General features: G+C 61.8%; 12 protein-coding genes. 3 read left to right on the top strand and 9 right to left on the bottom strand.

Going from position 1 to position 11961, the window contains the following annotated elements:
• Positions 1-91 precede the first annotated feature (91 nt).
• The 3 genes from ACEN8Q_RS04005 to ACEN8Q_RS03995 form a co-directional block, all read right to left on the bottom strand.
• Positions 92-2011 carry a tyrosine-protein phosphatase gene (locus tag ACEN8Q_RS04005; protein WP_413428906.1) on the bottom strand — a complete coding sequence of 640 codons (1920 nt, stop codon included), beginning with the start codon at positions 2009-2011 and terminating at the stop codon, positions 92-94.
• 283 nt (positions 2012-2294) lie between these two features.
• Complete coding sequence (locus tag ACEN8Q_RS04000) at positions 2295-2801, bottom strand: hypothetical protein (RefSeq protein WP_413704576.1); 507 nt, start codon at positions 2799-2801, stop codon at positions 2295-2297.
• Positions 2802-2922: 121 nt separating this feature from the next.
• Entirely contained in the window at positions 2923-3369 is a 447-nt protein-coding gene (locus ACEN8Q_RS03995; RefSeq protein ID WP_413426818.1) for an anti-virulence regulator CigR family protein, read from the bottom strand.
• Between the two features lie 182 nt (positions 3370-3551).
• On the opposite strand from ACEN8Q_RS03995, the gene ACEN8Q_RS03990 reads away from it, so the two are divergent.
• From ACEN8Q_RS03990 to ACEN8Q_RS03980, 3 genes are all read left to right on the top strand, one after another.
• On the top strand, positions 3552-4460 hold the full coding sequence (locus ACEN8Q_RS03990; RefSeq protein ID WP_413426820.1) for an alpha/beta fold hydrolase: 909 nt from the start codon (positions 3552-3554) through the stop codon (positions 4458-4460).
• Positions 4461-4757: 297 nt separating this feature from the next.
• A complete protein-coding gene (locus tag ACEN8Q_RS03985; RefSeq protein WP_413426822.1) occupies positions 4758-4994 on the top strand; it encodes a hypothetical protein in 237 nt (78 codons plus the stop codon).
• A gap of 190 nt (positions 4995-5184) precedes the next feature.
• Positions 5185-5922 carry a hypothetical protein gene (locus tag ACEN8Q_RS03980; RefSeq protein WP_413426824.1) on the top strand — a complete coding sequence of 246 codons (738 nt, stop codon included), beginning with the start codon at positions 5185-5187 and terminating at the stop codon, positions 5920-5922.
• Positions 5923-5956: 34 nt separating this feature from the next.
• Here ACEN8Q_RS03980 and ACEN8Q_RS03975 read toward each other — a convergent pair whose 3' ends face one another.
• The 6 genes from ACEN8Q_RS03975 to tssF all read right to left on the bottom strand — a co-directional run bounded on the left by ACEN8Q_RS03975 (position 5957) and on the right by tssF (position 11955).
• Entirely contained in the window at positions 5957-6760 is an 804-nt protein-coding gene (locus tag ACEN8Q_RS03975) for a hypothetical protein (protein ID WP_413426826.1), read from the bottom strand.
• 227 nt (positions 6761-6987) lie between these two features.
• Positions 6988-8142, bottom strand: a complete 1155-nt coding sequence (locus ACEN8Q_RS03970) for an OmpA family protein (RefSeq protein WP_413704575.1) — start codon at positions 8140-8142, stop codon at positions 6988-6990.
• A gap of 27 nt (positions 8143-8169) precedes the next feature.
• Positions 8170-8604: a type VI secretion system baseplate subunit TssE gene (gene tssE, locus ACEN8Q_RS03965; protein ID WP_413704574.1), complete on the bottom strand. Its 435-nt coding sequence runs from the start codon at positions 8602-8604 to the stop codon at positions 8170-8172.
• 3 nt (positions 8605-8607) lie between these two features.
• Positions 8608-9144, bottom strand: coding sequence for a type VI secretion system lipoprotein TssJ (gene tssJ / locus ACEN8Q_RS03960; protein WP_413704573.1), 537 nt, complete (start codon positions 9142-9144; stop codon positions 8608-8610).
• Positions 9125-10222, bottom strand: a complete 1098-nt coding sequence (gene tssG, locus ACEN8Q_RS03955; protein WP_413704572.1) for a type VI secretion system baseplate subunit TssG — start codon at positions 10220-10222, stop codon at positions 9125-9127. The genes tssJ and tssG overlap by 20 nt, the downstream gene beginning before the upstream one ends.
• On the bottom strand, positions 10186-11955 hold the full coding sequence (gene tssF / locus ACEN8Q_RS03950; RefSeq protein WP_413704571.1) for a type VI secretion system baseplate subunit TssF: 1770 nt from the start codon (positions 11953-11955) through the stop codon (positions 10186-10188). The genes tssG and tssF overlap by 37 nt, the downstream gene beginning before the upstream one ends.
• Positions 11956-11961: the final 6 nt, after the last annotated feature.

The raw sequence follows: 11961 nt of genomic DNA, 5'->3' as shown, positions 1-11961 counted from the left end.
GTCGCCGTCACCCAAAAAACGGATATGTACTCAGTCAGGCCGCCTTCGTCGGAACGCCGCCCGGAGCAGGCTCGCTCCCACAAGGATCCCGTCAGAATAGATAGCTCGCCTTCAGGCCACCATTGAAACCATGGCTGTCGCCGCCACCGCTGGCGCCGATTTCTGCACCCACGCTCCACGCCCCCAGATTGGCCATGACATTGACGCCACCGGTGAACTGGTCACGGTTGTCGAAGGCTGCCTGCTGTTCAACATCCAGGCCCAGCAAGTGCCCTTCGCTGTCGGTTTCGTGGTCGCCCAACACATGCTCGTAGCCCACTTGCACGCCCGGCACCACTTGCCAGGCGCCCAGGGCGACCGGTGCAAATGAAGCGTTGAGGTTGGCCACCGCGCTTTTGCGGGTCTCGTGGATACCGTCGACGTCCAGGGCCAGCTCACTGCCCTTTTCCTGGAAGCCCGACAGGTTGACGTGGCTGATTCGCACTCCGAGGCTTGGCTCGAGGGTCACGCCGCTCACCGGAACACGGTAACCCAGTGCCAGGGTCGCGCCGGTGAGGTTGCCATGACTGTCGCCCTTGGCCGTGCCCAGACCTCCACCGAGTTCGCGCGTGCTTGAGTAATCCAGATAGCCGCCGCTGGCATCGGCATCCACGAACAGGCCACGTTCCAGCCCGTTGGGTGCGAAACGTGCGCCGACACTGAAGAAAGTCAGGTCGGTATCGGCCTCGCCACCGGCGCCACCGACATTGCCGTTGCTGTAGCCGAAACCGGCATGGGCGCTGAGCTGTTCGGAAAAGCGCTGGGTCAGGCCAATCATCATGCCCTGGCTATGCTCGTTGCTGCTGGAGGCCCGGGATGAGCCGTCGGTGCCCAGATACCCCGCCAGGGCGGTGCTCCACAGTCGATATTGCCCGGCCTTGAGTTCGGTGCCGCTGGTGAAGGGCGCGGCGGCCTGTTCGATCATTGCGCCCTGGCGCAACAGATAGCTGGCAGCGTCGGCGTGCACCTGACCGCCGACGGTAGACTCGACGCCCCCGAGGCTGCGCGCGTCGATGGCCGACTGCAGGTAATAGTTATAGGCGCTGTAGGTGCCCGACAGGTTGCTGTTCTGCAGTTGCTGCAACAACTGCGCACCGGCCGCGGCGTTGCCGGCCAGGTCCGCCGCGCCCGGCAAGCTGTTGTAGAACACCATCTTGCCGCGCAGCACGTAGATGGTTTCCTGGGACAGGCCGAGGCCTTGCTTGAGGTAGTTATCCATCGTGCCGTACTGCGCGGTCACCTGGTCCAGGCCGGCTTGCAGGTAACTGGCCTCCACACCGATCAGCGGCGCATAGATGGTCGCCATGGCCGGTGGCATCGCCGCCAGGGTCGCCTTGATACGCGCGGCGGTGTAGTCGTTGGTCGCCAGGTAGTTGCTCATGATGGTGGCATCGTCGACTCCGGCGATGCTTTGCAGCACAGCCGCGGTCCAGCCGGTACGGTCCTTGCCGGCGGTGCAATGGAACAGCGCCGCGCCGTCGACCGCGGCCAGCTCATTGAACAGCTGGTTGAATTCGCTGCGCATCCCCGCGTTCCTGACGAAATCACGGTTGGTGTCCTGCATCATGGCGGTGGCTTCGGCGGCGCTGTGGAACGCGACATTGGTGACGTTCGCCCCAGACGTGGAGCCGCCGATGATGTCGATGTTGGTGTACGTCGCGCCCGTGAGCATCCTGTCGGGCGTAGCGGCGATCTCGCTGGGCGTGCGCAGGTCGTAGACCGCCTTGATGCCCAGGCCGTTGAGGGTCGCCAGATCCGCCGCCGACGGGGTCAGCGCGTTGGAGCGGTAAAACACCCCGCCACGCAGGGTACCGTCATTGGCCGTGGTATAGGCGGTGGCAAGCCCGGCGACATCGCGGAAATTGTCGATGCTCTTCAGGCGTGGCGTGTTGAGGGGGACCGTCTCGGCAGCCTGGGCGGCAGCGATGGACAGGCTCAAGACAGACAGCGAACACACAAGTCGTTGGAACACAGGGCAGCCTCATTGAAATCGCATTGGGCTGACTAATATCTACATTGAAATGACGCTGAACATGACAAATCGCCCGCGGACGCAAATCACTGCGCGATGTGTCCGGGTGGCTCGTTTTCTGTCCGTGCAAGGGCCGTTTTGCGGCCACTTTACTGAAGGAAGTGAATGATGTGCGGGGTGCGACGCGAGATGCGCAATGGCCGGTGATCTAATGCCTGGTGCAAAAAACCCGCCTCTCGGCGGGTTCTTTGATTTTCTGAAACTGATTTCTACAACCGCGAACTCAATGGGATTTTTTCGAGGTCGACAGTCCGGCTTTACTCAAGCCTTTGGTGTTGTGATCACCCGGCTTCGAGGCCGAAATGGCCCGGGCCTTGGCGACACCGCGAGTATCCTTGGAATGGGCGATGCCTGAGGTCGTGGTGCCACGGCCGTTATCGTCATTGCGCTCACTGCCGAAATGGTTCCCGCTGAGGCCATGGTCGCGCACGGATTTGCCGGCATGGTCGCTGTCCAGCCCGTTGCCGCGGCCGTTACTGCCGGAATGGCCTGTACCGGCGTGTCCGCCACCCATGCCGCCGCCGTGGCCTGCGCCGTTTCCGCCACCATTTCCGCCGCCGTTTCCGCCACCGCCACCGCCACCGCCGCCGTTTCCACCGCCACCGCCCCCACCGCCGTCCTTCGCGTATGCAGAACCCATGATCGACAGGCCGTCAGGGAGTAACGGGGCGGCTGCAAGCATCATGGCGCATGACATTACAGCTACGAGACTCTTGTTTTTAAAAAGCATGATTGCTTCCGTAGGTGGTTGATATCGCGTGGCGTATGACGCGATATCCCTCAGACAGTTCAAGTTGTCACGACAGACGGCTGGAGCACCTTGAATCAGCAGGAAGACGACCTTCCTCAGGTTAATCAAACGCGCCGTCGAGAATTTCATAAATGACCCCGGTGGCCAGCGCTACCAGGATCAAATCCGTACCGACCTGCTGCCACTCGTAACCCTCATAGTGGGGCAGTCTGCCGACCAGTCGGCCATCGAGTTTTTTGGCAATGCCCGGTGGAAGCGGCTTGCCTCGGGCGAGGTTCTTTTGAATACCCGGTGGCAAAGCCGGCCCGGGGCTCCAGTAGCCCGTATTCCCGCCAATGATCTCGAGCACGCTGCCTCGATTGATGCTTGGACCATTGCTCCAGTCCCCGCCACCGGAATTCTTGTTCTTGTTGCCATGACTGCCCTGGTTGCCATGGCTTGCCTTCCCGTTGCCCTGGCCGTTACCCGGATCGGCCAGCGCAGTCAGCGGACCGCTGACCAGAGTCAGACAGGTAATCGCTGCAATCAATGATCGAGACCTGAACATGAGTCGCTCCTTCGTGGCGGGAATATTCCCTGAAATTTAGACGCTATTGACGAAGTTGGTTCCATCGAGGCACAGAACCATAAACCGTCTACGCTCATCCGATCGAAGCCTTGCAGGTGTTTGCCGAAGGATGGGGCATGTCGATTGTATGCATCTCACAGCACCTCCCCGGAGACAGCGCCATGATCCGCCCCCTGCTGACCGCCCTCACCCTGCTCGCCTCAAGCGTCGCGGCCCACGCCGATGTCACGCCGTTCCCTGCCTCCTTCCAGACCCAGGACATCCCCGTCGATGGCGTCACGATGCACGTGCGCGTCGGCGGCAAGGGGCCGGCGGTGGTGCTGTTGCATGGCTTTGGCGACACCGGCGACATGTGGGCACCGCTGGCGGCCGATCTGGCGCGGGACCACACCGTGGTGGTGCCGGACCTGCGCGGCATGGGCCTGTCATCGATTCCAGCGGCGGGCTACGACAAGAAAACCCAGGCCGGCGACATCCGCGGCGTGTTGCATGCGCTGAAGATCGAGCACTCGGTGGTCGTCGGCCACGACATCGGCACCATGGTCGCCTTCGCCTATGCCTCGCGCTACCCGGAACACACCGATCGCCTGGTGGTGATGGACGCGCCAGTACCGGGCATTCCGCCGTGGAACGACATCGTGCGTTCGCCAATGCTGTGGCACTTCGACTTCGGCGGACCGGACATGGAACGCCTGGTCGCCGGGCGTGAGCGCCTCTACCTCGACCGCTTCTGGAACGAATTCGCCGGCAACCCGGCCAAGGTCGACGAAGGCACCCGCCAGCACTACGCCAGACTCTACGCCCGCCCCGGCGCCATGCACGCGGCCTTCGCCCAGTTCCGCAGCATTCGTCAGGATGCCGTGGACAATGAAGCGTCGATGGTCAAAAAACTGAGCATGCCGGTACTCGCGGTCGGCGGTGAGAAATCCTTCGGGGCCAATGAGGCCATCGTGATGCGCAATGCGGCGGACAAGGTCACCGAAGTGGTGATTCCGGGGGCCGGGCATTGGCTGATGGAGGAAGCGCCGACGCAGACCATCGCGGCGATTCGCGGGTTTATCGACAAGTGACGTCGAGACCTGCGATTTCCTGCAGGCACAACTCTGAAACCTTGTATGGAATTCCATTCGGTGAGCGCCCATTCGGCCCGAGATACTCGCCGCAACCTTCTTCGATATGAATCCACCCTTGATACGTCGCAGATACTTCAATGCGTGGCGCTGTTTCCCGATTGTTACCTCAGCGCCGCAGTTGTCACTTCTGCGCCGCCGAACTGGCCAATAGAGTATGGCCGTCGGTGTGCAGCAGGGTCGTCGACTTGTCGGCCCGCGCCGGCACCGATCCCCCCATCACGGAAGAGGTGAATCATGAGTTTCGTCAAAGTGGAAAAAAACCAGAGCAGCGCCCCGTCGGAAGCCGACATGAAAAAAGCCATGGTCGAGTCGGGCGGCAAGCCGGGCGAGGTCACCGGGACCAATGCCGCCCGCACCCTGACCTACACCGGCGTGGTCAATCACACGGTGTACGAGAACAAGCTGATCGAGGTCGCCAAGGGTAAGCGCACGAGCTGGAACTTCGTCTGGGCCGATGCCAAGGCCGCCTGAGGTCAAGGCGGGGCGGCCGATTGGCTGCCCCGCTGACTTGCCCCCTGATACAACCCCGATACCCGCTTGTAACACCAAGACACTTAGCCGCCCTGCCCCTCGCCCCTAGAGTGAAGCCGTCAATGGACTGCAGTGCCAGGCGCCAGCAACCCATTGATTGTCCAACACACCACCAAGGAAGAGGGAAACCATGAGCAAATCAATCGCTGTCAGCCAACAGAGCCAGCAGCTTCACAATGATGTGCAAGAAGCCGTCAAGTCGATCATGGGTGCAACGCAACTGAAGACGTCGGATTACGGCCCGGTATTGAGGTCGGCCCTGGCGGCTTCGCAAAAAACCGTCACCATCGAAATCGCCGCCGGCGACCTGACGCTGCTGAAGAAGTCCGGCTACAAGCTGTGCTTTGCCAAGAAGGTGGGTGACGCCGACTACAACGTGGTCTGGCAGTCCTATGACGCTTACCTGAGCAACAACGAGTTCAGCTGGACGCCTCAATATCAGCTGTTTGCGTCCAACCTGTTCAAGGCAAATGTGCAGGTCAAAGTCTCGACCAATATCGTCAATATCGGCCTGGGGCAAACATCGACACTCGATGAGCACGGTCTGTTGAGTTCGGCGGTTACCGGAGGACCGAACATTTCCATGACCTTTGTAAACGACTACGCACCCATCCATCCGGGTATCAACCAGCTATCTACCGGCATTGATGGCACTCAGGTCAGCACCCCCATTTACGTTGCGGTGGATCAGGTCGTCACCGGTGAAACCGTGTTGACGCCGGTGGAAACCATCCTCGTGTGGTTCGAACAGAACGTACAGACCAGCACCATGTTCAGTACCTCACGCTCCAAGGCGATCGAAATCGACTTGACGTTCGATAACACCGCAGGTCGCCTTTACGAAGGCGGTCAGTGGAAAACCGTGTAACCGTCATGCCGGGGCAACCTTGCGGTTGCCCCTTTCACTCCTCGTTGCCCGTCGTGGCGAAGTAACCCGTCAGCGAGCGGCAGATCGACTGCGCGAGGTCCTCCTGGGTGGCGATGCCATAGGGTCGATCACGATCGAACTGCGCCGACCAGCGAATCCGCCCCTGCGCCACATCCACCAGACGCAATGACGCTCGCACCCGCGAAGGCTCGACCCGCACGCTGCCCTCCAGGCAATAGCTGTAACGCCCGCCACGCTTGAAGTCCGGTACCGGTTCGCTGTTGCGTGCCACCCGCATCAACACATGATTGGTCCCGGTCTGCGCCTGTTCGAACGACTCGAACAGGCGGCAGCTCAACTCCTCGCACAAGCCCCGGGTAAAGTCATCGCCATCGCGGGTGAGGCAGGTAAACGGCTGGATCTGGACCACCGGATGGCGAGTGCCGACGCCCTTGGGCCGCAGCCGCTGATAGGTCAAGCGATAACACCCGGGTGGAATGCTCAAGCGCACCGGGTCCTGCTGGCCATTGCCGGCGTAATGCGCTGCGAGCTTGCGCCGCAAGCGCCCCACCTGGACTCGCACCACCGGATCGTCGCCCGTGCAATACACTGCCGGGTCACGACGAAACACCGCGATGCCGATGGCGTGTTCGGTCAGCGGCGTGTTGCAAGCCTGAAGGTCGTGCTCGACCAGAAAGCGCAACAGACCGCCCATGCGCCTGGACTTGGCAAACAACGGGCTGGCCAGCAACAGCGCCAGCACCCGCTCGATTTCTTCCCGATCGAGCGGCACGGGAACCCCCGCCGCAGTCGAATCGGCCATGCTTTTGATCACCATCGCCTGCCTCCGTGCAGGTTGCCGACAGGAATGGATGTCGCGCTCCGTAATTACCCTTGCAGCGTGAGCAGGAATGAGGCTCGGGCACTGCAACGACCAAGCGTAGCAGCCGTGTCGATATCGGCAGGCAATTGCGATGGTAGCAACCCGCCATCCGACGAACGTTCAATCTCGACGTCTGAAGAATTTGCACGACTTGCCCGCTTGTGGCCGCTGAGCCATTGCCCTCAGCCGCTGGCGAAGGGCTGCCCGCAGGCGCCCGCCTGCGGCACCAGCTGGATATCGACACGGCGGTTGGCCGCACGACCGGGTTCGGTGTCGTTGCTGGCGACCGGCTGGCTGGCAGCAAGTCCCTGGACGGCAAAGCAGCTGTCCGGCAGGTCGCCCATCCGTTGCATCCAGCCACGCACGGCAATGGCGCGGGCGTGGGATAGCTGCCGATTGTGCTCAGGACTGCCGCTGGCATCCGTATGCCCGGTGATCACGATCAGCCAGCCTGGCTGGGCCTTGATGTCGGCCAGGGCGCTGATCAAGACCTTGGTCGAGTCGGGCTTGAGCTGCGCACTGCCCGCCTCGAACAGTGAAAGACTGTCCAGTCGCACGGGGTCACGGACGACCTGCCCCGGTTGGAAGAGGCCCTGCAGACCCGGCCGGCCCTCACCATTCCCGGCCGAAACGCTCCACCAGACCCCGCTGGCCAGTATCAGCGTGGCCGCCACTGCCCCCATCAGGAACGCGGTGCGACGACTCGATGTTTTCATCCCGGGCATAGGCATAGGGGCAGCCGGCAAAATCACAACAGGGGTGACCAGTGCCCGTTCAGGGGCAGCCATTGCCAGCGGTACCGTGGTGCCCGGCAGCCGGCTTTGCTGCACGCGGAATATGACACTCTGGAGCTGCTGGCGCAGGGTCTGCAAGGCGACCACGGGAACCGCTGCCTGAAGATCCAGGCGTGATTGCAGATGCTCCATTTCAACCGCAAGGTGAGCGAGAGCCGTCAGGTTTCGTTCATGCACCTCCAGGCTGCGCAGCAACCATTGCAGTTGAGCGAACAGCCAGGCCAGGATCTCCAGGCGGACAGATGGCGCGGGCGGCCACACGCCGGGCCACTCACCGGCAAGTGCCTCGATCAGTGCAATCCCCTGGGTCATGCCGTCAAGTCCGCAGCGGTGACTGCGGGCCAGCGCGAAGGCTGCCGCCGTCTGCAGATCCGCTCCGTTGCGCTGGAACAGCACCAGGCACAACTGCTCCACCCTGGCCCAGTCCACATCGGGACAGGCCGGGTGACTCAGTTTGGCCAGTTCATCGCGCAGTGCCACACACTCAGCAAACTCGCGCGGATCACCGCCCACGCGAATTCGCATTTCAAATAACGCCGTCATCCGGCCTCCCCTCCCCAACAGATTCGATTACGACAGCCAGTTGCGCTGCTTGAGATGACGCACCACGACTTTGCCCTGGGCGCCCAGGGTCGTGCCGAACGTCACCCGGCCGCCGCCCTTGAGTTGCACCTCCAGGGCATATTCCAGGTGCCCCGGTTGAACCTGTGGCAACAGCTCGATGCTCACCGCCGCCAGACGTGGTTCGTACTTGATCAGGGTCTCTTGCAGCGTCCTCATCAACCCCTGTGCCGAGGCGGGCAACCCCTGCAGGATCACGCCCATGTCCGGGAGCCCGTAATCGGGCAAATGGGCGAGAGTACCGGCACGGCTGTTGAGGATGCGCTGCACATTGTCCAGCACTGACAGAGTGTACTGATCCTCTTCACTGACCTGGGACAGTTCCAGGTCACCGTCGAAGTTCTGCAGGAGCGTTTCATAGAGCGAAGGACTCAACTCGGGCATTGGTTACTCCTTGGCCAACGGTCGCAGGGTCAATCGGTTATCCCCCAACTCGATGACGCGCGCGCGGTCCGGCTCCAGGTCATCGCGCGACAGCGTCAGGCGCCAGGTATTGCGCTCGGTGTCGGGCAGGCGAAACAACGCGACCACCGAGATGAACCGTGCGTCCTTATCCATCGGTACATTCAGTTGCATCCCTTCCCCGGGCTTGACCACCACGGCCCGCGTGTCCAGCAGGTCGCCGGACAGCACATTGTCGTCATCGCCCAACAGGCTGTCGTAGGCGGCCCTCTGTACTTTCCTGTCATCGCGCAATTGGTACACCCGCACCAGCGTTGGCACCGACAAGCCATTCATGTCTGTCCCATTGGTGTTCGTCGCCACCCGGGCATTCAAATCCAGGTGCAGGGTTTTCACCTGTTTGTAAAACATCGCCCGGCCGATGGATGCGGTGGAATCGCTCGCCGATTGGGTCAGACCGCAGCCGGCGAGCAACGCGGCGAGTGCAACGATCATCAGTGGGTTAATAGCGGTACGCGACATGCTGTAGTTCCTTGGCGTCGGGGTTGCTTTTCAGGCCTTGGTAGCGGCCCAGATTGATCGTGATGCTGTGGTCTTGTGCGTCCTGCCGGGTATCTCGACCCAAGCTCAACATGCCGGTCATGCCCAGCAGTACGGGGGTGCCTCCCAGAATCGCTTGCGGCAGGCTGCGTACGGGCAGCGATAGCTGCAGTCGGGCGGTGCAACGCCAGCCCAGGTAAACCCGCAGCAGTACCAGCAGGTCGTTGTACAACTGGCCATGAGGCAGCCAGCCACGCGCCTCGTCTTGATCCTCGGTGAACAGCGCCAGCTGCAATTGGCTGTTGGCGTCGTACCCGACAGCGCCAAGCGGCGTGCCCTGGGACAGGCTCACCGGCTGACGCGTGGACAGGCTTGCCGGCTGCGCCAAAGCAATCTTCTGCGGCCAGTGCGGGGTCACTTTCACTCGGGTATTGGGCGCAAGCAGCGTCACCAGCGCGATGATGCCCTCGGCATTGCGGGTGGGCAGACGCATCGCGCCAAGCAGCGCCAGAAAGCGCGAGACCGGTGTGGCGATGCGCTCGGTGGTGCCGGGAATTCCCAGGCCGATCAAGCCCAGCAGGCATTGCGAAGTCGCATCGCTACCGCCTGCTTCGAAGGTGGCCGGGTACGAGTACTTGCGCCAGATGCGATAGAACTGGGTGAAGATACGGTGATTGAAAATATCGAGGAAAGCCTCCAGCGCCTGATGGCCTTCCCGACGCTGGGCGATATCGTCCAGGAAAGTCGTCGGCATTGGCGAGTCCACGCCATACAGGCCGAGCAGGCGCGTGCGTACCGTGGCCGGGCGCCGAGGATGATTTTCATCGGTTTCGATCGTTTTCAGTTCTCCGGCAGGAAAGCCCATGCCCGGATCGGGGCGAAAGCGCACCGGGTCATCTGCCGGGTGCGTGGTGCTGCCCAGAGGAGGCCGATCCGGCATCGCCTGCTCCAGCAACTGGCAGAAGCGATACAGACTGGCCTCGGCCACCCGCCCCTCCAGCGCCTCCAGCAGTCCACTGGCTTTCAGCCGGGAATACGCTGACTGTGGTTCTCGTTCCATCGCAGGCACTTTCCAGTAGGTTGAAGAATCAGCGTGAGCTGGTTGAACAGGTGTATGTCGGCGTACAAACCGAAGAAGCGATGGAGCATTTCGCCGAACAGGCTGATGTCGCCTTCACCGCAAAAACCGTTGGCATCCAGGGTGACCTCGATGTCCACCCCACGCAGCAGAAAACCTTTTTCGAAGCGCTGCACCAGGTGGTGCCTGACCTCGACGATGGCCGCCAGGCGCCGCCGGTTCAGCTCACTGCCGGTCCAGTCGTACAACGCCAGGGTGCCGCGCAGCACTTCGGCGTTGTCGAGCATTGGCAGGAAGTTCGAGCCCAGGTGGCTGAGTACTCGCCAGTGGAAACGGTCGCGGTTCGGCGGATAGCACGGCAAGGTCGGCGCACAGAGGTTGCGTACTCGCAAGTCCGTCTGTGTGGACTGCACCAGGGTGTCGAGCAAGGTGCTCTGCAACGCCTTGCGCGGCAGTTGGCCGTGGGTGCCGGTCAGGTGCAGGGACAGGCTTTTGTCGTTACGCAGATTGTCCTTGTCAAAGCCCTCGCCGCCGAGGATCAACCAGGTATCGTGCAGGCCATTGGCACCCTGTTTCAGGCGGGTATGGAAGTAACGCTCTGGCGCTACATCGCGCAGCATGCCGCCCTTGTGGCGGAAACTGGTGAATGGCACGTAGTCGTGGCGCTCGGCGTTCTTCGACGCGGTGACCCGATCCACCGAATAGATCTCCGTATGACCGTCCTGCAAGCGCATGGGACGAAGCAGGTAGTCCGTCTGCAACGGTTGCAGCGTCAGCGGGTCGGACTCCAGCGTGAACAGATTGATCACCGGCACCGCATGCAGGCGAATGTGCTCGGCGCTCAGGTTGAAAGCTTGAGGCCAGGACTCGCGCAGGACCACCTCCAGTTCAAACCAGGCTATACCCGTTGCAAACTTTAAATGCTCGAGCCCGCACAAGGTCACGAACATGAATTTTTCGCGGAAGGTGAAATATTCCAGCAGCAACTGATACCCGCTGAAGGCGCTGTCACCCTTGGGCCACAGACGATCCTCTTCGGCAAAGCCCTTGGTCGCAAAATGCCCCTCAAACGGTTGACGCTCCGAGTCGCCCGGCAGGCGTACGTACAAGGCCTGGGTATTGAGGGTCAGCGCCTGATGCAGCGCGCTGGCCAGCGGCGCGTCGGCATTGAGGTACAGCGGCAGGCGACTGAGGTCAATCTGGTTCCAGTCGGTCATTGCACCGCAGGTAAAGCGAAGTCGCAGCAACGAACGCCCGTCGGGTTCGTGAGCCAGTCGCACGGACTCGAGAGCCAGCGGCCGTAACGTCAGATCCTGGGTGGTGGTGTAGCGGCAACGGGTTCGCTGCGGGCCGATGGGCTGCGACAGCACTTCAAAACCGGTTGCGATCACTTCGCTGTGCTTCAACTCGTCCAGCTGCGGTGAAAGCTCGACAATCGATAGCGATGGAATAGTGCGCAGGTAATGCGGCCACAACAGACTGACCAGGCCTTCGGTCAACTCCGGCAGATCATCGTCGAGCTTCTCGCGCAGGCGCCCCATCAGGAAGGCGAAGCCCTCGAACAGGCGCTCCACATAAGGATCGCGCGCGCCGGGCTTGTCCAGGTTCAAATGCGCAGCCCGGTCCGGAAAAGCCTCGGCAAATTCCTGACCGGCCTCACGCAGGTAGCGCATCTCGGCGTCGTAATAACGCAGTGTCAGATTGTCCATGCTCACAATAAA

This window comes from Pseudomonas sp. Pseusp16 (assembly GCF_047324915.1).
GTDB classification, from domain to species: domain Bacteria; phylum Pseudomonadota; class Gammaproteobacteria; order Pseudomonadales; family Pseudomonadaceae; genus Aquipseudomonas; species Aquipseudomonas fluorescens_CD.
This window is presented reverse-complemented; position numbering and strand designations above follow the sequence as displayed.

Bases quoted from the DNA above. Each gene is read 5' to 3' on its own strand.
- ACEN8Q_RS04000 (WP_413704576.1), bottom strand. From the start codon at position 2,801: ATGCTTTTTAAAAACAAGAGTCTCGTAGCTGTAATGTCATGCGCCATG.
- ACEN8Q_RS03995 (WP_413426818.1), bottom strand. From the start codon at position 3,369: ATGTTCAGGTCTCGATCATTGATTGCAGCGATTACCTGTCTGACTCTG.
- ACEN8Q_RS03990 (WP_413426820.1), top strand. From the start codon at position 3,552: ATGATCCGCCCCCTGCTGACCGCCCTCACCCTGCTCGCCTCAAGCGTC.
- ACEN8Q_RS03985 (WP_413426822.1), top strand. From the start codon at position 4,758: ATGAGTTTCGTCAAAGTGGAAAAAAACCAGAGCAGCGCCCCGTCGGAA.
- ACEN8Q_RS03980 (WP_413426824.1), top strand. From the start codon at position 5,185: ATGAGCAAATCAATCGCTGTCAGCCAACAGAGCCAGCAGCTTCACAAT.
- ACEN8Q_RS03975 (WP_413426826.1), bottom strand. From the start codon at position 6,760: ATGGTGATCAAAAGCATGGCCGATTCGACTGCGGCGGGGGTTCCCGTG.
- ACEN8Q_RS03970 (WP_413704575.1), bottom strand. From the start codon at position 8,142: ATGACGGCGTTATTTGAAATGCGAATTCGCGTGGGCGGTGATCCGCGC.
- tssE (WP_413704574.1), bottom strand. From the start codon at position 8,604: ATGCCCGAGTTGAGTCCTTCGCTCTATGAAACGCTCCTGCAGAACTTC.
- tssJ (WP_413704573.1), bottom strand. From the start codon at position 9,144: ATGTCGCGTACCGCTATTAACCCACTGATGATCGTTGCACTCGCCGCG.
- tssG (WP_413704572.1), bottom strand. From the start codon at position 10,222: ATGGAACGAGAACCACAGTCAGCGTATTCCCGGCTGAAAGCCAGTGGA.